The 22,695-nt window shown below is 71.2% G+C and carries 24 protein-coding genes; 17 read left to right on the top strand and 7 right to left on the bottom strand.

Going from position 1 to position 22,695, the window contains the following annotated elements:
• Nucleotides 1–6 precede the first annotated feature (6 nt).
• A complete protein-coding gene (locus IF188_RS18965) occupies nt 7–810 on the top strand; it encodes a MerR family transcriptional regulator (RefSeq protein WP_224752146.1) in 804 nt (267 codons plus the stop codon).
• 73 nt (nt 811–883) lie between these two features.
• Here the strand turns inward: IF188_RS18965 and IF188_RS18960 are convergent, their stop codons facing one another.
• Nucleotides 884–1,063: a CsbD family protein gene (locus IF188_RS18960; RefSeq protein ID WP_191173371.1), complete on the bottom strand. Its 180-nt coding sequence runs from the start codon at nt 1,061–1,063 to the stop codon at nt 884–886.
• A 152-nt stretch (nt 1,064–1,215) separates the two neighbouring features.
• Entirely contained in the window at nt 1,216–1,902 is a 687-nt protein-coding gene (locus IF188_RS18955; protein WP_191173370.1) for a type 1 glutamine amidotransferase domain-containing protein, read from the bottom strand.
• Between the two features lie 114 nt (nt 1,903–2,016).
• On the opposite strand from IF188_RS18955, the gene IF188_RS18950 reads away from it, so the two are divergent.
• Entirely contained in the window at nt 2,017–2,916 is a 900-nt protein-coding gene (locus IF188_RS18950; RefSeq protein WP_191173369.1) for a LysR family transcriptional regulator, read from the top strand.
• 56 nt (nt 2,917–2,972) lie between these two features.
• Entirely contained in the window at nt 2,973–3,767 is a 795-nt protein-coding gene (locus tag IF188_RS18945) for an alpha/beta fold hydrolase (RefSeq protein WP_191173368.1), read from the top strand.
• Between the two features lie 20 nt (nt 3,768–3,787).
• Here the strand turns inward: IF188_RS18945 and IF188_RS18940 are convergent, their stop codons facing one another.
• Nucleotides 3,788–4,225 (bottom strand): hypothetical protein, encoded by a 438-nt coding sequence (locus IF188_RS18940; RefSeq protein WP_191173367.1) that lies wholly within the window; start codon nt 4,223–4,225, stop codon nt 3,788–3,790.
• Between the two features lie 143 nt (nt 4,226–4,368).
• Between IF188_RS18940 and IF188_RS18935 the strand changes: the two genes are divergently transcribed.
• The 3 genes from IF188_RS18935 to IF188_RS18925 all read left to right on the top strand — a co-directional run bounded on the left by IF188_RS18935 (nt 4,369) and on the right by IF188_RS18925 (nt 7,144).
• Nucleotides 4,369–5,751, top strand: coding sequence for a pyridoxal phosphate-dependent decarboxylase family protein (locus IF188_RS18935; RefSeq protein WP_191173366.1), 1,383 nt, complete (start codon nt 4,369–4,371; stop codon nt 5,749–5,751).
• A 290-nt stretch (nt 5,752–6,041) separates the two neighbouring features.
• A complete protein-coding gene (locus tag IF188_RS18930) occupies nt 6,042–6,767 on the top strand; it encodes an acyl-CoA synthetase (protein WP_191173365.1) in 726 nt (241 codons plus the stop codon).
• Complete coding sequence (locus IF188_RS18925; RefSeq protein WP_318152945.1) at nt 6,764–7,144, top strand: amino acid transporter; 381 nt, start codon at nt 6,764–6,766, stop codon at nt 7,142–7,144. Before IF188_RS18930 ends, IF188_RS18925 begins: the two co-directional genes overlap by 4 nt.
• Nucleotides 7,145–7,304: 160 nt before the next feature.
• Here the strand turns inward: IF188_RS18925 and purB are convergent, their stop codons facing one another.
• Entirely contained in the window at nt 7,305–8,687 is a 1,383-nt protein-coding gene (gene purB, locus IF188_RS18920; RefSeq protein ID WP_191173417.1) for an adenylosuccinate lyase, read from the bottom strand.
• A 44-nt stretch (nt 8,688–8,731) separates the two neighbouring features.
• On the bottom strand, nt 8,732–9,238 hold the full coding sequence (locus tag IF188_RS18915; protein WP_191173364.1) for a low molecular weight protein-tyrosine-phosphatase: 507 nt from the start codon (nt 9,236–9,238) through the stop codon (nt 8,732–8,734).
• A gap of 167 nt (nt 9,239–9,405) precedes the next feature.
• On the opposite strand from IF188_RS18915, the gene IF188_RS18910 reads away from it, so the two are divergent.
• The 3 genes from IF188_RS18910 to IF188_RS18900 all read left to right on the top strand — a co-directional run bounded on the left by IF188_RS18910 (nt 9,406) and on the right by IF188_RS18900 (nt 14,097).
• Nucleotides 9,406–12,078 carry an ExeM/NucH family extracellular endonuclease gene (locus IF188_RS18910; protein ID WP_191173363.1) on the top strand — a complete coding sequence of 891 codons (2,673 nt, stop codon included), beginning with the start codon at nt 9,406–9,408 and terminating at the stop codon, nt 12,076–12,078.
• Between the two features lie 166 nt (nt 12,079–12,244).
• On the top strand, nt 12,245–12,550 hold the full coding sequence (locus tag IF188_RS18905; RefSeq protein ID WP_191173362.1) for a hypothetical protein: 306 nt from the start codon (nt 12,245–12,247) through the stop codon (nt 12,548–12,550).
• Nucleotides 12,547–14,097, top strand: a complete 1,551-nt coding sequence (locus IF188_RS18900) for a hypothetical protein (RefSeq protein WP_191173361.1) — start codon at nt 12,547–12,549, stop codon at nt 14,095–14,097. The genes IF188_RS18905 and IF188_RS18900 overlap by 4 nt, the downstream gene beginning before the upstream one ends.
• 7 nt (nt 14,098–14,104) lie before the next feature.
• Here IF188_RS18900 and IF188_RS18895 read toward each other — a convergent pair whose 3' ends face one another.
• Entirely contained in the window at nt 14,105–14,494 is a 390-nt protein-coding gene (locus tag IF188_RS18895; protein ID WP_191173360.1) for a phage holin family protein, read from the bottom strand.
• Nucleotides 14,495–14,593: 99 nt separating this feature from the next.
• On the opposite strand from IF188_RS18895, the gene IF188_RS18890 reads away from it, so the two are divergent.
• From IF188_RS18890 to IF188_RS18865, 6 genes are all read left to right on the top strand, one after another.
• A complete protein-coding gene (locus IF188_RS18890) occupies nt 14,594–14,794 on the top strand; it encodes a ribbon-helix-helix protein, CopG family (RefSeq protein WP_191173359.1) in 201 nt (66 codons plus the stop codon).
• A complete protein-coding gene (locus tag IF188_RS18885; RefSeq protein WP_191173358.1) occupies nt 14,791–15,162 on the top strand; it encodes a type II toxin-antitoxin system death-on-curing family toxin in 372 nt (123 codons plus the stop codon). The genes IF188_RS18890 and IF188_RS18885 overlap by 4 nt, the downstream gene beginning before the upstream one ends.
• Nucleotides 15,163–15,187: 25 nt before the next feature.
• On the top strand, nt 15,188–16,300 hold the full coding sequence (locus IF188_RS18880) for a histidinol-phosphate transaminase (RefSeq protein ID WP_191173357.1): 1,113 nt from the start codon (nt 15,188–15,190) through the stop codon (nt 16,298–16,300).
• 28 nt (nt 16,301–16,328) lie between these two features.
• Entirely contained in the window at nt 16,329–17,471 is a 1,143-nt protein-coding gene (locus tag IF188_RS18875; RefSeq protein ID WP_191173416.1) for a thiamine pyrophosphate-dependent dehydrogenase E1 component subunit alpha, read from the top strand.
• Complete coding sequence (locus IF188_RS18870; RefSeq protein ID WP_191173356.1) at nt 17,468–18,469, top strand: alpha-ketoacid dehydrogenase subunit beta; 1,002 nt, start codon at nt 17,468–17,470, stop codon at nt 18,467–18,469. The genes IF188_RS18875 and IF188_RS18870 overlap by 4 nt, the downstream gene beginning before the upstream one ends.
• A 130-nt stretch (nt 18,470–18,599) precedes the next feature.
• The gene (locus tag IF188_RS18865; RefSeq protein WP_191173355.1) at nt 18,600–19,964 is read left to right on the top strand and encodes a dihydrolipoamide acetyltransferase family protein; all 1,365 of its coding nucleotides are present in this window, start codon (nt 18,600–18,602) and stop codon (nt 19,962–19,964) included.
• Between the two features lie 139 nt (nt 19,965–20,103).
• On the opposite strand, the gene IF188_RS18860 is transcribed toward IF188_RS18865, so the two are convergent.
• Nucleotides 20,104–20,757, bottom strand: coding sequence for a hypothetical protein (locus IF188_RS18860; protein WP_191173354.1), 654 nt, complete (start codon nt 20,755–20,757; stop codon nt 20,104–20,106).
• Nucleotides 20,758–20,883: 126 nt separating this feature from the next.
• Between IF188_RS18860 and IF188_RS18855 the strand changes: the two genes are divergently transcribed.
• Both IF188_RS18855 and IF188_RS18850 read left to right on the top strand, forming a co-directional pair.
• Entirely contained in the window at nt 20,884–21,858 is a 975-nt protein-coding gene (locus IF188_RS18855; protein WP_191173353.1) for a metal ABC transporter solute-binding protein, Zn/Mn family, read from the top strand.
• Nucleotides 21,855–22,688, top strand: coding sequence for a metal ABC transporter ATP-binding protein (locus IF188_RS18850; protein ID WP_191173352.1), 834 nt, complete (start codon nt 21,855–21,857; stop codon nt 22,686–22,688). The genes IF188_RS18855 and IF188_RS18850 overlap by 4 nt, the downstream gene beginning before the upstream one ends.
• Nucleotides 22,689–22,695: the final 7 nt, after the last annotated feature.

Below are 22,695 nucleotides of genomic sequence, written 5' to 3'. Positions count from 1 at the left end.
TCAACCATGTACACCATCGGACAGTTCGCCGCCCTCGGACGCGTCAGCGTGCGGATGCTGCGGCACTACGACGCGATCGGCCTGCTCGTGCCCGCCGACGTCGACGAGCGCACCGGCTACCGTCGCTACGCGCCGCAGCAGCTCTCACCGCTGCTGCGCATCGCGCAGCTGCGCGACCTCGGCTGCCCGCTCGACGACGCCCTCGACGTGCTGCACGCCGACGACGAGACGGCGGCGCTGCGGCGCGTGCTGGAACGCCGCCGGGCCGACCTCGTCGCCAGTGTCGCGGCCGACACCGCGCGCCTCGCGCGTCTGGACGAACAGCTCCGTCACCTCGAAGGAGACACACAGATGACCACCGTCGAATACCGGAGCATCGAATCCGTCACCGTCTACGCCGTATCGGCGGTGGCCGCCGGCAGCGAGAACGTGCCGGCCGCGATCGACACGGTGCTGCCGGGGCTCCACGACGCCCTCGAAGCGTCCGGCGTCGCCTACCGCGAGCCCGGCATCTTCTGGTACGAGCCGATCGACGGCACCGAGGACCTGCGCGTGTGGGTCTCGTGGATCGCCGACGGCGAGCCCGTCGAGAACGACGCCTGGCAGGTCGTGGAGCTGCCCGCCGTCGAGCGCGCCGCCGTCACCACCTACCACGGCGAGATGAGCGGCATCGGCGCCGCGTGGGGCGCCTTCATGCAGGCCGTCGTGGCCGACGGCGGCGAGTTCTCGGGGCCGTGCCGCGAGGTCTACCTGCAGGCGGACGGCCCGCAGTCGACCTGGGTCACCGAGCTGCAGCAGCCCGTCGCCTGACCGCGCACACGCCTCATCGCGCACACGACGGTGCCCGGGCGCCTCGCTGCACCCGGGCACCGTCGCCGGCAGATCACCGATCGTCGGTGAGCGCGTCCTTCACGTCGTCGCCGGCCTTCTTGACCTTGGCGCTGGCCTGGTCGGCCATACCCTCGGCCTGAAGACGCTCGTTGTCGGTCGCGTCCCCGACCGCCTCCTTCGTCTTGCCCTTCAGGTCTTCCATGTTGTGCTTGATGTCGTCTCCCAGACCCATGGCGGATCTCCCTTCGTGTGGTGGACACGGATCATTCGCTGCTCTTCAGGACCGGTGGGTCCGTCGGGGTCGCATGCCTCGACGTTAGGCACGATCGTGCGATGCCTCAGGAGGCTTGTCATGCGACGGCGAGGTGTGTAATCTGCCAGGTTTCAGCGCTCGGCCAGCGCCTCGACGACCTGCTCCGCGGTGGTGACGCTCGACTGCGGATTCTGGCCGCTCACCAGTCGGCCGTCGCGCACGACCTCGACCGACCACGGGGTCGCCGGCTCGATGATGGCGCCGAGCTCGGCCAGACGTGAGGCGACGAGGTACGGCGTGCCCTCACCGAGCCCGCCCTGGCGCTCCTCGTCGTCGGTGAACACGGCGATCCGGCGCCCGGCGAAGGCGAACGAGCCGTCTTCACGCACGGCGCTCAGCAGGCCGGCCGGGCCGTGGCACAGCACGCCGACGACCGCGTCGCGATCGGCGGCGTCCACGAGAAGGCGGCCAAGATCGGCGTCGACCGCGAGGTCGACCATGGGCCCGTGACCGCCGGGCAGCACGATCGCGTCGTACTCGCCGTCGCGCACATCGCCCAGTCCGCGCGGGTGCGAGAGCAGGTCGTCGATCCCGTCGAGGTAGGCGCGCAGCGCGTCGGCTCCCTCGGCAGCGAGACTGCCGGGGTCGACGGGCGGACGCACGCCGTCCGGCGTCGCGATCGTCACGTCGTGGCCGGCCTCGACCAGGCCGCGATGCAGCTCGACGAGCTCCTCCGCCCAGAACCCGGTCGGGTGCGCGGTGCCGTCCGCGAGGGTGATGGTGTCGGCGCCGGTGACCGCCATGAGTACGTGTGCCATGTCTGCTCCTGTTCCGCGGCTCGGGCGAACCGCTGACGTGAGGAACGAGGCATCCATCGCCTTCATTTCGTACGCTGGTCTGCAGCCATAGATTTCTTGATGGGTGGATGCCGCATGCAAGAGCTCGACCTGCTGCACACGTTCCTCGAAGTGCACCGCGCGGGGTCGCTCACCGCGGCCGCGTCGCGGCTGGGGGTCAGCCAGCCGGCGGTGAGCGAGCGGATCGCGCGGCTGGAGGCCGAGCTCGGCGACGAGCTGCTCGTGCGCACCGCCCGCGGCGTCACGCCCACCGCCGCGGGCGATGCACTGGCCGCCCGCATCGGCGAGCCCGTCGACCGGCTGCGCGAAGTGTGGGCGGCGCCGGCGGCGTCCGCGCCCGCGACGGTGCGCATCGGCGCGGCCAGCGATGTGACGGCGGCGCGACTCGTGCCGGCGCTCGCTCCGCTCACCGTCCAGGGCGTGCGGATCGCGTTCACGCTCGGGCTCGCCCACGACCTGCTGGCGCGGCTGGCGGATGCCGAGCTGGACGTCGTGGTGTCGTCGGTGCGGGCGCCGATGCGCGGCATCCGCTATCGCGGGCTCGTCGACGAGGAGTTCGTGCTCGTCGGCGCACCCTCGATCGCCCGCACGGTTGACGCGGCGCGTCTCGCCGCCGACCCTGCAGCCGCGCTGCAGCACCTGCCGCTCGTCGCCTATGACGCCGAGCTCTCGATCGTGCGACGGTACTGGCGCAGCCAGTTCGGGCATCGGCCGGCCAATCCGGTCGCCATGACGGTGCCCGACCTGCGCGGTGTGCTCTCGGCCGTCATCGCCGGCGTCGGGGTCTCGGCGCTGCCCCGGTACCTCGCCCAGCCGGCGGTCGACGCCGGCGCCGTGGTCGTGCTGCATCGTCTCGACGAGGCGCCCATCAACACGCTGCACCTCGCGATCCGGGCGGCCGAGGCGCCGTCGCCGGCGGCCGGCCGGGTCATCGAGGTGCTCGTCGAGCGGGCGCGCGAGTGGGACGTCTTCTGACGCTGCGCCCGGTGGCGACGGCCGAGCCCCCGTCGCACGGGGAGCAGAATGGCGGTATGGATGCCGTCGCGCCGATCCTGCGCACCGAGATGCCCCACCCGAGCTACATCATGTCGGCCGAGGGGTACCAGATCGCCACCTACTCGTGGGGCGAGCCCGACGCCGAGACGGTGCTGTGCGTGCACGGCTTCGCATCCAGCTGCCGCGACAACTGGGTCGAGACCGGCTGGGTGCGCATGCTGACGAGCGCCGGCTACCGCGTCATCGGGGTCGACCAGCGCGGGCACGGGGCGAGCGACAAGCCGCACGACGCCGGGGCGTACTCGATGGCCGCGTTCGTGGGCGACCTGATGACCGTGCTCGACACCTATCTCGTCGACGACGTGCGCTACCTCGGCTACTCGCTGGGTGCCCGGGTCGGCTGGCAGCTCGCGGTCGACGCGCCCGAGCACGTCGGGCGGGCCGTGCTCGGCGGCATCCCGGACGGACGGCCGCTCGGCAGGCTGCGGATCGAGCAGGCCCGCGCGTACGCCGAGAACGGCACCCCCGTCGAGGACCCGGTGACGCAGAACTACGTGCGCCTCGCGGAGCGCGTGCACGACAACGACCTGCGGGCACTCATCGGGCTGGCCGAGGGGATGCGGTTCGGCGACGCCGATCCCGACCCGGAGCGACCGCCGGTGCAGCCGGTGCTGTTCGCAACCGGCAGCGAGGACGCCATCCTGGAGCGGTCGCGGGCTCTTGCCGCGACCGCCCCGCACGGCACGTTCCTCGAGATCCCGGGGCGGCACCACTTCAACGCGCCGGGGTCGCGGGTGTTCCGCGAGGCCGCGCTCGAGTTCCTGGCCTGAGTCGTCGGGCCCGCGCCGGCTCAGGACGCCGCGGTCTTCACCAGTGCGCGGAACTTCTTCTCGATGTCGGCGTTCCACGCGAGGACTGCGTAGCTGACCGGCCACACGTCGCCGTCGTCGAGGTGCGCCGGGTCGTCGAAGCTGATCGTGCCGTACCGGGTCTTGAACTTGCTGGCCGGCTGGTAGTACACCACGACCTTGCCGTCGGCGTTCGCGAACGCGACGAAGCCGTAGAACGTGCGCGGCATAAGGTCGGGTGCGACGTCCAGGACGAGCGCACGGAACGCCTCGGCGATCTGCTTGTCGAGTCCGTCGAGCTTGTCGATCGCCTCCTGGATCTGCTTCAGGCCGGCCTCGCGGTTCTTGCCCGCCTTCGCCTGCTCGCGCAGCTCTTTCGCGCGCTGCTTGACGGCCTCGCGCTCGATGTCCGACAGGGTCCCGGATGCCTTCTCGGCCATGATCCACTTCCTTCACGCTCGGGGCGCTGTGCGCCTGATGAACCTCACGCTACGGGCCGCGGCATCCATCCGCTTCTCCATTCCTGCCCGATCGCCTAGCGTGATCTGCAGTCCGAAACCGTCAGCGTCGACCGAGGAGCGCCATGTCTGCGACGTCCCCCGACCACATGCACGCGATCTCGCCCGACACCGCCCACACCGTCGACGACGTGCTCGACTACGCGCGTCGCCGCGCGCTGTACCGGGACGTGCCCCTCGACAAGCCGATGACGCCCCGCGACCTGGAACGCCTCGCGTCGGGCTCGATCACCGCGGACGGCATCGGGGCGCGCCGCGCGATCGCCCTGTTCGAGAACGTCCTCGCGCCCGCCTGCATCTCGACCGACCACCCCGGCTACCTCTCATTCATCCCCTCAGCGCCCAGCAAGGCCTCGCTCGCGTTCGACGTGGTCGTGTCGGCCTCGGCCGTATACGGGGGGTCGTGGATGGAGGGCGCGGGCGCTGTGTTCGCCGAGAACGAGGTGCTGCACTGGCTCGCGAAGGAGTTCGGGATGCCGGCGGCCGCGGGCGGCGTGTTCGTCCAGGGCGGGACCATCGGCAATCTGTCGGCGCTCGTCACGGCGCGCGACGACGCCCGCCGTCGCGCGGCTGCGGAAGGACGCGCGGCGCCCGCGCGCTGGGTCGTGGTGTGCAGCGCCGAGGCGCATTCGTCGATCGCGTCAGCCGCCGCCGTCATGGACGTGGACGTCGCCACCGCCGAGGTCGACGCGGACGGCCGCCTGCGCGGCGAGGCCGTCGCGCGCGTGCTCGACGAGCACGCCGACGCGGTGCTCGCGGTCGTCGCCACGGCGGGCACCACGAACTTCGGCATCGTGGACGACATCGCCGGTGTCGGCGCGGCCGCGCGCGAGCGCGGCGTGTGGTTCCACGTCGACGGCGCGTACGGTCTCGCCGCGATGCTGGTACCCGAGGCGCGGCCGGCCTTCGAGGGCGTCGGCCTCGCCGACTCGCTCATCGTCGACCCGCACAAGTGGCTTTTCGCGCCCTTCGACGCGTGCGCGCTGCTGTACCGGGATCCGTCGCTCGCGCTCGACGCGCACACCCAGAAGGCAGAGTACCTCGACACCCTCACCGGCAAGCCGGACTGGAACCCGTCGGATCTCGCGATCCAGCTCACCCGCCGCGCGCGCGGCCTGCCGCTGTGGTTCTCGCTCGCGACGCACGGCACCGAGCAGTACCGCGCCACGATCGCCCACGGCATCGAGCTCGCCCGACGCATCGCCGACGAGATCGAGAGCCGCGACGGACTGTCGCTGGTGCGCGAACCGCAGCTGTCGGTGGTGGTGTTCCGGCGCGACGGCTGGAGCCTCGCCGACTACGAGGCGTGGTCGGCCCGCCTGCTCGACGAGCAGCAGGGCTTCGTCGTGCCCAGCTCGCATCACGGCGAGCCCGTGCTGCGCTTCGCGATCATCTCCCCTCTCACGACCTTCGAGCTGCTGACCGCGATCCTCGACACCCTGTCCTGACCGTCGACCGCGCCTCGTCGCCCGCGACCATGCCCCGTCGCCCGCGACCATGCCCTGTCGCCCGCGACCATGCCCTGTCGCCCGCGACCATGCCCGATTGAGGAACGGGCCCGGTGGGGGCGAAACGGACACGGTGGGCGTGGAACGGGCGCGGTGGGCGCGGGGTGGGCATGGTCGGGGAGGAATGGGTGGATGCCGGCGGCCGGCGCTCGGGGAACCCCGAGGCTCCGCGCACGTAGACTGGAGGCATCCGTTTCCCTGATCTGGGAACCCTCCGCCGCAGGATCACCGTGACCACAGCCGAATCCCGCACGTTCGACGTGCGCCACGTGCAGCTCGCACGCGCCGCCTTCGCGGCGATCGCCGCGCTCATGATCACGTTCTCGTCCGATCATTCCGCGGCTGTCGGCAGCGCCGTCTTCAGCGGCTTCGCGATCGCGACGGCGTTCGTGCACCTGCTCGCGGCCTGGCTCGTGTACCCCGCGGGGCGCCGGTGGTCCTCGATCGCGCTCGGAGTCGTCACCCTCGTCGCGGGCATGGCGACCGGGCTGTTCCCGCTGCGCACCGTGACCGGCTTCTTCGTCACCGTGATCGCGTGGGCTCTGCTGAGCGGCACCATCGAGCTCGTCGCCGGCTGGCGCGGACTGAAGGCCAGCCCCGAGCGCCGTGAGATCGTCCCCGGAGTCGCGGACGCACGCCCGGCCGTGCCCGCGAGCCCCCGCTCCGAGAGCCGCGACGCGATCGTCGTCGGCGCGGTGTCGATCGTGCTGGGCATCGCGCTGCTCTGCGTCCAGCCCGCCTACGCACTGACCTACCGGCTCGACGAGGCCGGCGTCACCGGCACCCTCACCGGCATCACCATCGGCGTCGGACTGTTCGGCGGCTACGCCGCGATCGTCGCCGTCTACCTCGGCATCGCCGGCTTCTCGCCGCGACCGACGTCGTCCGACGCGGACGCCGTCACGACGGAAGAACCCGCCTCCGTCGAGCCGGCTGATCGGAAGGACTCCGCGTGAGCCACGAAAGCCCTACCCGCCGCGACCTGCTCAAGCCCCTGCAGCTGCTCGGGATGGCGTTCGGCGCCGCCCTGTTCGCCGGCATCGTCACCCTCGTCTCGATGGGCTTCTTCCAGCAGCGCACCGCCGACGAAGCCTCGCGCGCCGTCGTCGTCGCCCTGATCATCGCGGGCGTGAGCTTCATCGCCGTGCTGCTGATCGTGTCGCTGCTGCTGCTCGCCGTCGACCCGGCGCAGGTCACCAAGCAGATCGACAAGCCCGTGCTGCTGCCGGACGAGGAGGCGAAGCCCGAAGCCGGCGACGCGAAGCCCGGGGCCGGCGGGTCTGGTTCCGACGGGGAGCCCGGCATCGAGGCATCCACCGATCCGAAGTCCTGACGCCGCACAGAATCGGATCCGCAGGTGCGGATCCGGCGGGTGACACGCCGGTTCGGGATGCTGCCACCCGGCGTGTCGGGTCGCGGCTCCGCAGGTGCGGATCCGAGGTTGTGCACGTGCGGATCCGAGGTTGTGTCGGGGCAGCCCCGTCCGCGGGGGATCAGCCCAGCTCGTCGACCAGCTTCGACGCCAGGCCGTCGTAGGTCGCGGGCGTGAGGGCCAGCAGGCGCGCCTTGGCCTCGTCGCCGATGTCGAGGCCGCGCACGAACTCGGCGAGCTCGGCCGCCCCGACGCGGCGGCCGCGCGTGAGGTCCTTCAGCAGCGCGTACGGGTCCGAGATCGAAGACCGCCCGGCGGCGATCTCGGCGCGCACCACGGTCTGGATGGCCTCGGCGAGCACCTCCCAGTTCGTGTCGAGATCGGCCAGCAGCACGCTCTCGGCCAGTGAGATCTCGCCGAGGCCGCGCTGCAGGTTGTCGAGCGCGAGCAGCGAGTGCCCGAACGCGACGCCGATGTTGCGCTGCGTGGTCGAGTCCGTGAGGTCGCGCTGCAGGCGTGACGTCACCAACGTCGAAGACAGTGTCGCCAGCAGGCCGCCCGCGATCTCGAGGTTCGCCTCGGCGTTCTCGAACCGGATCGGGTTGATCTTGTGCGGCATCGTCGACGAGCCTGTCGCGCCGGCCACCGGGATCTGCGTGAAGTAGCCGATGGAGATGTAGGTCCAGATGTCGGTCGCGAGGTTGTGCAGGATGCCGCCGGCGTGCCGCACGCGGTCGTACAGCTCGACCTGCCAGTCGTGCGACTCGATCTGGGTGGTGAGGATGTTGAAGTCCAGCCCCAGCCCCTCGATGAACTCGCGGGACACGGAAGGCCAGTCGACGTCTGGCGCGGCCGACAGGTGCGCCGACCAGGTGCCGGTCGCGCCCGAGAACTTCGCGAGGTACTCGCCGCTCTCGATCTGGTCGGCGACGCGGCCGAGGCGCCATGCGAAGACGGCGAGCTCCTTGCCCATCGTCGACGGGGTGGCGGGCTGCCCGTGCGTGCGCGACAGCATCGCCGCGTCGCGGTGCTTCACCGCGAGCGCCGACAGCGAAGCGATGACGGTGTGGAGCTTCGGCAGCCACACCTGCTGCACCGCGCGCTGCACGGTGAGGGCGTACGAGGTCGAGTTGATGTCTTCGCTCGTGCACGCGAAGTGGGTGAGCTCGGCGACGGCGTCGAGCCCCAGCGTCGAGAGGCGGTCGCGCACGAGGTACTCGACGGCCTTCACGTCGTGGCGCGTGACTGACTCCTTCTCGGCAAGCCAGTCGATCTCGGCCTGGCCGAAGTCGCGGTACAGGGCGCGCAGCCTCGACTTGTCGTCGTCCGACAGCGGCGTCGTGCCGAACAGCGAGCGGTCGGTGAGGGCGATGAGCCACTCCACCTCGACCTCGACGCGCGCGCGGTTCAGGCCCGCCTCGGACAGGTATTCGCCGAGCTCGCCGACGGCGGCGCGGTAGCGGCCGTCGAGCGGGCTCAGGGGCTGCGGAGGAAGAGAGGTCACGGTGGCTCCCGTCGTGTCGTCGAAGACGTCGTTCGATCCCCGGGTCACGGCACCGGGCGGATCGCGGGTTCGAGTTGCCGGAAGAGCGCCCGGCTCGCGCTTTCGATCATACCGAGCACCTCGTCGAACATTCCGGGGCCGGCATAGTACGGGTCGGGGACGTCGAGGGTGTGCGCCGAGGCGTCGAACGACATCAGCAGCGCGATCTTGTCGGAGTCCGCCTCGTTGCGCGCCCACCCGCGCAGGATGCGCTCGTGGCTGCGGTCGAGCGCCACGACGAGGTCGCTGCGCGCGAAGTCGGAGTGCGTGAACTGACGCGCACGGTGATGCGAGCCGTCGTAGCCGGCGCGCGCAAGTGCGTCGATCGTCCGCTGGTCGGCCCGCTCGCCCACGTGCCAATCACCCGTGCCCGCACTCGTCGATGCGACGCGCGGACCGAGGCCGGCGGCATCCGCGAATCCCCGGAACACGACGTCGGCCATCGGCGACCGGCAGATGTTCCCGGTGCACACGAACACGACGCGGAAGGGTGCCACGTCGCCGGCGGTCATGGCCTCCATTCTGGCCGAGACGACACCGAACGTTAAGGGTTCGTGCCCCTCAGGTCTTCCGGTGAGGGATGCCTCGGCCCTAGCTTGTGTCGTGGCGGGGAGGCGACCGGCTTGCCCGTGAACTCCCCGCGCGGTCCACCGACCGCCAGATCCCATGTGGAGGTCCTGTGTCCCATTCGCCCCGCAGACTCGTGGCCGCGCTCGCGGCGCTGACGCTCGGAGCCGCCGGCGCCGTCGCGGTCACCGCGCCCGCGGCCGCGGCATCCGGCGATCTGCTCATCAGCGAGTACGTCGAAGGAACCTCGATCAACAAGGCGATCGAGATCTACAACCCGAGCACCGCGAGCGTCGACCTCGGTGCGGCCGGGTACTCGCTGCAGATGTACTTCAACGGCTCCACCACCCCCACCACGTTCGCGCTCAACGGCACTGTCGCCGCCGATGACGTCTTCGTGTTCGCCGCCGGCAGCACCACCAGCACGAATGTCGACCCCGTGATCCTGGCGGCCGCGGACCAGACCACCACCTCCAGTCTCTTCAACGGCGATGATGCCATCGCCCTGGCCAAGAACGGCGTCATCGTCGACGTCCTGGGTCAGATCGGCAACCGACCAGCCTCGGGTGAATGGGGCACGGGCCTCAATTCCACCGCCGACAACACACTCCGCCGTGCTGCCGATACCTGCGTCGGCGACACGAACGGCTCCGATGTCTTCGACCCTTCGGTCGGATGGGTCGGCTTCGCCACGAACACCTTCACCGGTCTTGGCAGCCATGAAGCCGACTGCGCCCTCGAACCGCCCACCGACCCCGGCCCCGGCGGCAGCGCCGACTGCGCCGCCACCACGGCCGTGACCATCGGTTCGGTGCAGGGCTCCGGCACCACCACCCCCGTCGCCGGGCAGAACGTGCTCGTCGAAGGCACGGTGGTCGGCGACTTCCAGGCCGGCGGGTTCGACGGCTACTACATCCAGGACGCCGGTGACGGCAACCCCGCCACGTCCGACGGCGTGTTCGTCTACGCGCCCGGCGGCGCGGCCGTCTCGGCCGGCGACGTCGTCAGCGTCTACGGCGCGGCCAAAGAGCAGTTCGGCCTGACCGAGATCGTCGCCGCCGACGTCGAGGTGTGCGCGACGGGTCAGGCACTGCCGGCCCCGCAGGCACTGACCCTGCCGGCATCCACCGAACAGCGCGAAGCGCTCGAGGGCATGTACGTGACGCTCCCGCAGCAGCTGACGATCGGCGAGACCTTCGAGTACGGGCGTTTCGGCACGATCACGCTCACCGACGGCCGCCAGGACACGCCGACCGCGGTCGTCGAGCCGGGCGCCGCGGCGAACGCGCTGGCAGCCGCCAACCTCGCGAGCAGCATCACGCTCGACGACGGCCGCGGCAGCCAGAACCCCGACCCGGCCATCCACCCCGACGGCGAGCTCTTCACGCTCGACCACTCGTTCCGCAGCGGCGACCTCGTGCAGAACGCCACCGGCGTGCTCGACTACCGCTTCGACGTGTGGGGCATCCAGCCCACGGAGGGCGCCGACTTCACGGTCGGCAACCCGCGGCCCGAGGTGCCCGAGGTAGGCGGCGACCTGAGGATCTCGAGCTTCAACGTGCTGAACTACTTCACCTCGATCGACCCGACCCCGACGAACTCGGGCGACGACGACTACTACCGCGGCGCCGACACCGCCGAGGAGTTCCAGCGTCAGCAGGACAAGATCGTCTCGGCGCTCGCCGACATCGACGCCGACGTGTTCGGCCTGCTCGAGATCGAGAACAACGGCACAGCCGTCCAGGCGCTTGCCGACGCCCTCAACGCACGGGTGGGCGCCGGCACCTACGTGCCCGTCATCACCGGCGTCATCGGCGGCGACGCGATCGCCACGGCACTCATCTACAAGCCGGCGACGGTCAGCCCGGTCGGCGGCTTCCAGCTCATGACGAGCGCCGTCGACCCGGCCTGGCTCGACAACCGCAACCGGCCGGGCCTGACCCAGCGGTTCGTGTCGACCGAGTCCGGTGAGGAGTTCGTGGTGTCGGTGAACCACCTGAAGTCGAAGGGCTCGGCGTGCAGCGAGAGCCCCGACCTCAAGGACGGCCAGGGCAACTGCAGCGCGACCCGCACAGCCGCCGCGAAGGCGCTCACGACGTGGCTGAACGAGACCGTGGCGCCCGACGGACGCGCGATCGTGATCGGCGACCTCAACTCGTACGACCACGAGGACTCGATCGGCGAGTTCGTGAAGGGCGGCTTCACCGACCTGGAGAAGCAGTTCGGCGGCGAGCACGCCTACTCGTACGTGTTCGACGGCCAGTCGGGGTACCTCGACTACGCCCTCGCGCAGCCCGAGCTCACGGCGGACGTCACGGGTGCCGCGGCCTGGCACATCAACGCCGACGAGCCGAGCCTCATCGACTACGACATGTCGTTCAAGCAGCCGGCGCAGGACGCCCTCTACGCGCCCGACCCGTACCGCTCGAGCGATCACGACCCGGTGATCGTGGGCCTGAAGCTCACGCCGCCGGACGTCACGCCGCCGACCATCGAGGTGACCGCCGACCAGTCGGTCATCATGCCGCCGAACAACAAGGCGGTGCCGGTGACGTTCGCGGTGGATGCCGCCGACGAGAGCGACGGGGACGTCACGGTCGAGCTCACCGGCGTCGAGGTGACCGGCGGCGGCTCGTGGACGCAGACCGGCGACCGCACCGCTACGGTCAAGGCCGTCAACGGCGCTGTGTATCGCTTCACGTGGACGGCGACCGACGCCGCCGGCAACACCGCGACCGACACCGTCACGGTCGTCGTGGGCCAGAAGGGCCAGAAAGCCGCGTGAGCCTCGGGCCCGGCTGAGATCCCAGCCGGGCCCGACGCCACGTCAGCGAGGCGCCGCATCCTCCCGGGGTGCGGCGCCTCCTCCACATCCGGCGACCTCGCGCGGGTCATCCACAGATCGCCTGGACGCACGGTACGGCGGTGGCCGGCCCCGCGACGATGAACGGGTGACATACCTCTCACCAGGGCCCTCGGCATCCCATCAGCTGGACATCGTCGCGTACGAGGTCGCGCGGCTCATCGAACGACTCGAGGATGCCGCGGCCCATGCCCGCCGTCTGTCGGGCGAGACGCAGTGGCAGGCGAGAGCCGCGACCGCCTTCCACGAGCAGGCGGACGCGTGGGCGGGCGAGGTCTCGGGGCTGCGGTGCCTCGCCGAGACGGTACGGCTCGAAGCGGCCAGGGCGCGCGACCGTGCGGCCTTCGCCGAGTCGGCCTGGTTCGCCTCGCTGCAGGGCGGAGCGGCGCGGTGAGCGCCGACGCGCGGGCGAAACCGGCTCCCGGCGGCGACTCCGGTCACGCGCGACCGGACGACGGGCTCTGGGGCGGCCTCAACGGCCTCGCGCCCGACAGCGACGGTGGCCTGCAGATCACCGGCGGCGGCGCCGTCTCGGTCGACACCGAGACGCTGCGGTCGACGGCCGGCCGGTTCACCGGGGCGCGGGTCGAGCTCGACGGGATCCGCGCGCGCCTCGGCGGGCTCGCGAACACACTGCTCGCCGAGCGTCGCTATGCGTGGGACGCCGCACTGAGTGCCTCGACGCTCGACGCGCGGCTGCACGAGGTGCAGGCCGGCGCGGACCGCATCGCCGCCTCACTGCTCGCGGCAGCCGCGGCGTACGAGGTCGTCGAACTCGACGCGCACCTGCGCGCGGCGCACGCCGCCGGCGACCACGCGCTGGTGACGTCTCTCGAAGCCCGCCGCGCGGCGGTGATCGAGGAGTACCCGGATGCCGCGGCCCAGGCGTTCTCGGCCCAGTACACGTTCGCCACGGAATGGCAGCACGAGATCGTGCGGCAGGCGACGCGCCTGGGCGTCGAGGGCGGCGACCTCGTCGGTCCGCCGTGGGCGGTGGCCGGCGGTGCGGCGCTCGGCGCTCTCACCTTCGCCGGCACCGTGATCACCGGGTTCGGCGGCACCGGCCGCCTCGCGCCCGATGCGCGGCTCGCGGGCAGGGCGGGGCCGGTCACGGTGACCCCCGTGCCCGCGGCCGCACCGGGTGGCAGCATCCCTGCCGTCGCTCCCGGCGCGGCGGGCTCGACGGCCGTCGGGCTGGCGGCGCCGACCGCCGCGAACCCGTCGCCGCCGGTCGCGCCGCAGAGTCTTGCGGCGGCGGCAGCGCGGGTTCCGGGCGCCGGGGCGGCGCGAGTGCGGGTCGAGAAGTACACGATGCCGGACGGTTCGCGGCAGGCCGTCGTCTACATCGCGGGCATGCAGTCCCAGGGTTTCGGCGGCGACGAACCGTGGGACAACGCGTCCAACGTCTCGCTCTACCGCGGCGAGATGTCGGACTCGTATGCAGCGACCGAGGCTGCGCTCGCAGCGGCCGGCGTTGAGCCGGGCGACACGCTGCACGTCGTGGGGTTCTCACAGGGCGGCATGATCGGCGCCCACCTCGCGCTGGAGAGCGACTACGACGTGCGGACGCTCGTGTCGCTCGGCTCGCCGGTCGACGCGGACGTCGGCCCTGACACTCTCAGTGTCTCGCTGCGCCACTCCGACGACACCGTGGTGGCGCTCGCCGGCGGCGGGCACGGTGAAGCGGTGGGTGCACCGGGGAGCTTCGTCGCCGAGCGCGTGTTCGACCCCGACAGCGGGCTCGACGATGCGACACTGCCCGCGCACCGGCTGAACGCCTACGTCGAGACGGCCGCGCTCGTCGATGCGTCCGCCGACCCGCGGGTGGCCGGTGTGCGCGCCGTGCTCGACGAGCTCGGTCAGGCGCGGACGGTCGAGGTCGCCGAGTACGCCGCGGTGCGCGACCGCGAGCCGGTCATCGCGCCGTACGCGGGCGGATGACGCCGCGTCAGTCCTTCTTGGGGCGCAGGAAGATCCCGAAGATCCAGTTGATGAGCGAGATGACGATCGCGGCGACGAGGCCCCACCAGAAGTCCTCGACGCGCAGACCCCAGTTCCACCAGTGCGTGAGCCAGGCGGTGAGCCACAGCAGGAAGCCGTTGATCAGCAGGCCGATGAGGCCGAGCGTGAGGATGTAGATCGGGAAAGCCAGCACCTTGATGACGGTGCCGATGATCGTGTTCACCAGCGCGAAGATGGCGGCGACGATCAGGAGCGTCAGCACCATCTGCAGCGTGTCACCCGGCGGGAACGGCACGACGGTGACCTGGAGCGCCGGGATCAGGGTGACGACCCAGATCGCGAACGCGTTGACGACGACGCGGATGAGGAAGCCCATGGTGCGCCCAGTCTTCCACGGGCGGTCCCCGGCGGCCAGCATTCGTGATGCCGAGCCCTTGATACCGAAATGGTATCTACTTACCCTGAGGAGATGGCGATGACCGTACGACTGCCCGAAGAGCTCGACCGTGCACTGGACGCGATCGCTGAGGCCGAGCATGTGTCGAAGCACTCCCTCGTCGTGCAGGGCGTCGAACTCGTCGTCGCGCGCCGCGGTCGGCGATCTGCGGTGGACGACGCAATCGACTTCGTGCTGAGCCACGATGCCGAACTGCTGCAGCGTCTCGAAGACGCGTGACCGAGTTCCTCACTCTCGACGACGCGCTGCACATTGCGCGGCGACTCGGGTTCCACGTGCGCGACGCCGGACTGCTGGCCTCCGCGCTTGCGCGGCCCGCGACCACGCTGTTCGGCGACGACGCCTACCCCACGCTGTCGCTCAAGGCGGCCGCGTTCATGGAGAGCGTGGTGCGCAACCACCCGTTCGTGGACGGCAACAAGCGCAGCGGGTGGACCCTCACGGTGACCTTCCTCTGGCTCAACGGGTACCGCCATGACATGACGACCGACGAGGGCTTCGACCTCGTGATCGGCGCGGCGGAGGGACGCGTCGATCTCGATGCGTCGGCAGCCGTCTGGGAATCGTACCTCGTCCCCCGTGCATAGTCGCTCCGATTCGTAGACTGGGGGCGTGACCGACGCTCCCGATCTTCCCGTTCGCGTGCGCCCCGAGGTCGCCGCGCTGCCCCCGTACAAGCAGGGCAAGCAGGCCGGCGCCGAGGCGTTCAAGCTGTCGAGCAACGAGAACCCGTTCGACCCGCTGCCCGGGGTGCTGGAGCGCGTGCAGGCATCGACCGCGCTGAACCGCTACCCCGATGCCACGGCCGCACGCCTGCGTGAGCGTCTGGGCCAGCGGTACGGCGTCGGCGCCGACGGCGTGCACATCGGCGCCGGCAGCGTGTCGATCCTCGCGCAGCTCGTGCTCGCGACGGCGGGTCCCGGCGACGAGGTCATGTACGCCTGGCGCTCCTTCGAGGCGTACCCGTGGCTCGCGGTGGTCGCGGGGGCGAACGCCGTGCAGGTGCCGCTCGCCGCGGGCGCCCGCCACGACCTCGACGCCATGGCTGCTGGGGTCACCGACCGCACGCGCGCCATCATCGTGTGCAGCCCCAACAACCCCACCGGCCCGATCGTCACGCAGGCCGCGTTCGACGCCTTCATCGCGAAGGTGCCCTCCGACATCCTGGTGATCCTCGACGAGGCGTACGCCGAGTTCGTCACCGACCCCGACGCGGTGCACGGTAAGACGGTGCTCGCGAGCGGCGCCCATCCCAACGTGGTCGTGCTGCGGACCTTCTCGAAGGCATACGGGCTCGCAGGGCTGCGGGTCGGCTATGCCGTCGGGCATCCGCGCATCCTGGACGCCGCGCGCAGCACCGCGATCCCGCTGTCGGTGACCGCGTTCGGCGAAGAGGCGGCTCTGGCGAGCCTCGAGGTCGAGGACGAGCTGCTCGAACGCGTCGGCGTCATCGCCGAGCGCCGCGACCGCCTCGCCGCCGCGCTGCGGGCCGCCGGCTGGGACGTGCCCACCGCGCAGGGCAACTTCGTGTGGCTCCCCGCCGGCGACGAGACGCTCGCCATCGCGGGGGCCTTCGAAGAGGCCGGACTGATCGTCCGCCCGTTCGCCGGTGACGGCATCCGGATCTCCGTCGGTGAAGAGGAGTCTGTCGAGAAGGTCCTACGGATCGCGGCATCCGTTGTGAAGGACCTCCCAGAAGGCCACGCGGGGCGCGGGCTAGCGTAGAACGGTGACCCCGCCCGAAGACTCGGTGATGACCGACGCCACGGCACCGGCCGAAGACTCCGCGACCGTCCGCTTCCTCGAAGCGGACGGGACATTCGCGCCCACGCCCGCCGCCGAGCGGTACCGCGAGGCCGTCGACGGCCTGAGCGACACCGACCTCGAGACCTTCTACCGCGACATGGCGGTGATCCGCGCGTTCGACGTGCAGGCCACCAACCTGCAGCGGCAGGGGCAGCTCGCCCTGTGGCCGCCGAGCTACGGGCAAGAGGCCGCGCAAGTCGGCTCGGCCCGCGCGGCCCGCCCGCAGGACCACATCTTCCCCTCGTACCGCGAGCATGTCGTCGCGCGCATCCGCGGTGTCGACCCGATCGACATCATCCGGGTGATGCGCGGACTGACCCATGGCGGGTGGGACCCGACCGACCCCGAGAACGGCAACACGCACATCTACACGCTGGTGCTCGGGTCTCAGACGCTGCACGCGACGGGCTTCGGCATGGGCCTCGTCTTCGACGGCCGCTGCGGCACCGGCGATCCCGAGCGCGACGAAGCCGTCGTCGTCTACTACGGCGACGGCGCGTCCAGCCAGGGCGACGTGCACGAGGCGATGGTCTTCGCGAACAGCTACCGCACACCCGAGGTGTTCTTCCTGCAGAACAACCAGTGGGCGATCTCGGTGCCGGTCGCCACGCAGTCGCGCTCGCCGCTCTACAAGCGCGGCGAGGGCTACGGCATGCCGAGCATCCGCGTCGACGGCAACGACGTGCTGGCGAGCTGGGCAGTCACGCACGCTGCGCTCGACGAGGCCCGCTCCGGCGCAGGCCCGCGGGCGATCGAGGCGATGACCTACCGGCTGGGCGCCCACACCACGAGCGACGACCCCACCAAGTACCGCACGTCCGACGAAGAGGAGTCGTGGCGCCGCCGCGACCCGATCGCCCGCATGAAGGCGTTCATGCTCGGTCGCGGTGCGTCCGACGCGTTCTTCGCCGAGGTGGATGCCGAGGCCCAGGCGGTCGCGTCCGACATCCGTGAGCGCACGAACGCGCTGGACGGCATCGACGCCGATTCGATGTTCGCGCACGTCTACTCCGAGGAGCATCCGCTGATCGAAGAGCAGCGCCGGTGGCTCGCCGCGTACGAGGCATCCTTCGAGGGAGGCCAGGCATGACCGAGCTTCGACAGGCTCAGCAGCCGGAGAACCTGCCGCTCAGCCGCGCGATCAACGCGGGCCTGCGCGCATCGCTGGCCGGCAGCGACCGCGTGCTGCTCATGGGTGAGGACATCGGCAAGCTCGGCGGCGTGTTCCGCGTGACCGAGGGGCTGCAGGCCGAGTTCGGCGAGCAGCGTGTGCTCGACACGCCGCTGGCGGAGTCGGGCCTGGTCGGCACCGCGATCGGCCTCGCGATGGCGGGCTTCCGTCCGGTCGTCGAGATCCAGTTCGACGGATTCGTGTTCCCGGCCTTCGACCAGATCACGACCCAGCTGGCGAAGCTCACGAACCGGCACGAGGGCGCGCTGCCGATGCCCGTCGTGATCCGCATCCCCTACGGCGGGCACATCGGCGCCGTCGAGCACCACCAGGAGAGCCCCGAGGCGTACTTCACGCACACTCCGGGCCTGCGCGTGGTGAGCCCGTCGACGCCGAACGACGGCTACTGGATGATCCAGGACGCGATCGCCTCGGCCGACCCGGTGATCTTCCTCGAACCCAAGGCGAAGTACTGGATGAAGGGCGAGGTCGACACGACCGCCCGCGCGCTGCCGCTGCACGCGTCGCGCGTCGTCCGCCGCGGCACCGACGTCACCCTCGTCGGCCACGGCGCGATGGTGACGACGATGCTGCAGGCCGCCGCGCTCGCCGAGGCCGAGGGCACGAGCATCGAGGTCATCGACCTGCGCTCGCTGTCGCCCATCGACTACGGCCCCATCCTGGAGTCCGTGCGTCGCACCGGCCGTATGGTCTACGCGCAAGAGGCCCAGGGCTTCACGTCGCTGGGCTCCGAGGTCGCGGCGACCGTCATGGAGCAGGCCTTCTACGCGCTCGAGGCCCCGGTGCTGCGCGTGTCGGGCTTCGACGTGCCCTTCCCCGCGGCCAAGCTCGAGGGCGTCTACCTGCCCGATGCCGACCGCATCCTCGAGGCCGTCGACCGGTCCCTCGCCTACTGACCGGTGTCTCCCGCATTCCGCCGATGAACGCCCCCATCCGTGTTCACTTGCGCTGTTTGTACGCTGCGACGGCGGTTTCGCGTACGTTCAGCGCAAGTGAAGTGGTGGGATGCCGCGAAAGGACCCTGATATGAGCACGCAGACGTTCGTCCTCCCCGATGTCGGCGAGGGACTCACCGAGGCCGAGATCGTCCAGTGGCGCGTCGCGCCCGGCGAGGCGGTGGCCGTAAACGACGTGCTCGTCGAGATCGAGACCGCGAAGTCGCTCGTCGAGCTGCCGTCGCCGTTCGCCGGCACCGTGGGTGAGCTGCTCGCGGCCGAGGGCGACACCGTGGACGTGGGGGCCCCGATCATCACGATCGCCTCCGGCGCGGGAGTGGATGCCTCGTCCCCCGCGACCGTCGGGCAGTCCGAGCACGGCGCACCTGCCGAGGCCGGAGAGGCGGGCGAGGGCGCCGTGCTCGTGGGGTACGGGACCGGCGGGCACGTGCAGTCGCGTCGCCGCAAGCCGGCGGCGCCGGCCGAGGAGCGGGTGGCGGCATCCGTCGGCGTCGTCGCCAAGCCGCCGATCCGCAAGCTCGCGCGCGATCTCGGGGTCGATCTCGCCGCGGTGACGCCCAGCGGCCCGGCCGGCGAGGTGACCCGCGACGACGTCGTCAAGCACGCGTCGCAGGCCAGTGTGTTCCGCAACATCGAGACCCCCGAGTGGGGCGACGTGCGCGAAGAGACGATCCCGGCGCCTGCGCGAGTGGCTCCCGTCGTGGCTCCCGCGACGCCGGCGCCCGACGCCGCGGGCCGCGAAGAGACGATCGCCGTCAAGGGAGTGCGCAAGGCGACGTCGTCGGCCATGGTGCAGTCGGCGTACTCTGCGCCGCACGTGTCGGTGTGGACCGACGTCGACGCGACGCGCACGATGGAGCTCGTCAAGCGGCTGAAGGCCTCGCCCGACTTCGCCGACATCCGGGTCTCGCCGCTGCTCATCATGGCGCGCGCCGTGATCTGGGCCGCACGCCGCACGCCGATGGTCAACGCCGCGTGGGTGGACGCCGAGGGCGGCGCCGAGATCCGCGTGCGCCGCTACGTCAACCTCGGCATCGCGGCCGCGACGCCCCGCGGGCTGCTGGTGCCGAACATCAAGGACGCCCAGGACCTGTCGATGCGCGAGCTCGCCAAGGCCCTCGAGAAGCTCACGCTCACCGCGCGCGAGGGCAAGACCAGCCCCGCCGACCAGCAGGGCGGCACCATCACGATCACGAACATCGGCGTGTTCGGGATGGATGCCGGCACCCCGATCATCAACCCCGGCGAGGCGGGCATCGTGGCCATGGGCACGATCCGCCAGAAGCCGTGGGTGGTCGACGGTGAGGTCCGCCCCCGCTTCGTGACGACGGTCGCAGGCTCGTTCGACCACCGCGTGATCGACGGCGACGGCATGTCGCGCTTCATCGCCGACGTCGCCTCGATCCTCGAAGAGCCCGCACTGCTGCTCGACTGAGTTGCGTCGTGCGCTGACGGGCTGGGCTGCGTCGTGCGCTGACGGGCGGGGTCTCGTCGTGCCCTGACGGGCTGGGCTGCGTCGTGCGCTGCCGGGCTGCGTTTCGTCGTGCGCTGACGGGCGGGATGGATGCCGCCGCTCAGTGTTCGCCGGCGGTCGGCGCCTCTTCGGCCACCTCACGGCGGTGGCGTCCGCTGCGCAGCAGCGAGCCGGGGGCGAGCGTGCGCGGCCGGCGCAGGATCAGCAGCAGCGCGATTGCGAACAGACCGCCGACGGTGCCCGCCATGATGTCCGTCATCGTGTCGTCGAGGCTGCCGTTCTGCGAGACCGTGCCGATGAGGTGGTCGCTCGCGAACTCGCAGATCTCCCACATCGCCGCGAACGCCATCGTGGTCAGCTGGATGACCGCGAGGCCGAACCATGCCGGCAGGGGCGCCTGCACGCGCTCTTCGACGCGCCGTACCCACAGCATGCCGAGCCACGCGACGAGGACGCCCGAGTCGAAGTGGATGAGGGTGTCCCAGTCGGCGATCGCCGCGTACACGTTCAGCGCGCTCCCCGCGAACGGGCCGAGCGTGATGAAGATCAGGTAGTGCAGCTGCAGCGCCCGCGGCAGGGTGGTGCGGAACAGCAGCTCCGACGCCGCGGGTGCCCACATCGACAGCGCGAGCAGCGCCGTGAGCAGCACCTGACTGGGGAGGCCGACGGCTCGCAGCACGATCGCGAGCGCGAGCGCACCCACCTGGAACGGGAGCGCGAGAAGCAGCGAGCGCTGCACGGCCTTCGGGAGCACGGCCCCGACCCTAGCGCGCCCCCGCGGCTCCGGCCCCCCGACACCCCACCCCAGACCCCTGTTCGAACGAAGCAGAGGGCGGAGGGTGATTTGAGAACGATTCTCATTAGCGTTAGAGTCGGTGACATGAACGACTCTCGACGCCTGCTCACCCTGCTCGGCCTGGCTGCGGCATCCACTCTCGTCCTCGCGGGGTGCGCGACGAGTGCTGACGCGGGGACGGGCGGGCGGCTGCAGGTCGTCGCGTCGACCAACGTGTACGGGCAGATCGCGTCCGAGATCGGCGGGGATGCTGTCGACGTGACCTCGATCGTCTCCAGCGCCTCGCAGGACCCGCACTCGTTCGAGCCCAGCGCGCGCGACCAGCTGATCGTGAAGAAGGCCGACCTCATCATCGAGAACGGCGGAGGATACGACGCGTTCGTCGACGGGCTGATCGACTCCAGCGGCACCGAGGCACCCGTCATCACGGCGGCCGAGTCCTCGCCGGAGTGGCCCGCGGATGCCGACGATCACGATGATGCCGACCACGACGAGGACCACGCCGACGAGGACCACGAGGGCCACGACCACATCGAGGGGTTCAACGAGCACGTCTGGTACGACGTCGACACCATCCGCGCGGTCGCGCACGAGATCGCGGACGAACTCGGCGAGCTCGACCCCGACCGCGCGGCGGACTTCGCGGCGAACGCGAAGGCGTTCGGCGCCGATCTCGACGGCCTCGACGCCGCGCTCGCCGACATCGAGTCCGCGCACGGCGGCGAGCAGGTGTTCATGACCGAGCCCGTGCCGGGCTACCTCGTTGAGGATGCGGGGCTCGTGAACGTCACTCCCGACGCGTTCAGCGAGGCCGTCGAGGAGGAGCAGGACGTCGCGCCGGCGACACTGCTGGAGGCGCTGAATCTGATCCGCGGCGGCTCGGTCGGTGTGCTCATCACGAACACGCAGACCGGCGGCGCGGAGACGCAGGCTGTCGTCGCGGCGGCCGACGAGCAGGGCGTCCCGACGATCGCGTTCTCAGAGACGCTCCCGAAGGGAGAGACTTATGTCTCGTGGATGCAGGCGAACATCGAAGCCCTGAGCGCGGCGCTGGCGTGACCGGCGCCGAGGCGCCGGCCGCGCCCCCGGTGCTCAGCATCCGCGGTGCGGCGCTGCGGCGCGGCGACCGCGAGCTGTGGGCGGGCCTCGACCTCGACGTGCGCCCGGGCGAGCTCGTCGCCGTCCTCGGCCCCAGCGGCTCGGGAAAGACGACGCTCCTGCGCGCGATCCTCGGCCTCGAGGACCTCTCGCAGGGCTCGATCGAGGTGCTGGGCGTGCCGGTGCACGGGCGCGGCAACCGCCGCATCGGCTACCTTCCGCAGGCGCGCCCGCTGCCGCGGGACACGTCGCTGCGCGGCCGCGACCTCGTGACGCTCGGCGTGGACGGCCACCGCTTCGGCCTGCCGATCCCGCGCCGCGGCGACCGCGCCCGCGTCGACGCGCTCATCGAGGCCGTCGGCGCGCAGGGCTTCGCCGACCGGCCGGTCGGCGAACTGTCGGGCGGCGAGCAGCAGCGGCTGCGCGCGGGTCAGGCGCTCGCCGACGACCCGCCGCTGCTGCTGTGCGACGAGCCGCTCACGAGCCTCGATCTCGCCAACCAGCAGGCCGTCATCGGCCTGATCGACCGGCACCGCCGCGAGCGGGGCGCCGCCGTGCTGCTCGTCACGCACGACATCAATCCGCTGTTGGGCAAGGTGGATCGCATCCTGTACATCGCGAACGGGCGCTTCACGCTCGGCACGCCGCAGGAGGTGCTGCGCTCGGACGTCCTCACCGCCCTGTACGGCGCGCACGTGTTCGTGCTGCGCGCGGGCGATCGGCTCGTGGTGGTCGGCGCGCCCGACGCCGAGGCATCCCATCATCACCACGACGGCCTGGTGCACGAATGAACGAGGC

Origin of the sequence: Microbacterium helvum (assembly GCF_014779795.1) — a bacterium.
Lineage (GTDB): Bacteria > Actinomycetota > Actinomycetes > Actinomycetales > Microbacteriaceae > Microbacterium > Microbacterium helvum.
The sequence above is the reverse complement of the archived record's forward strand: the minus strand, read 5'-3'. Positions and strand labels throughout refer to the sequence as shown.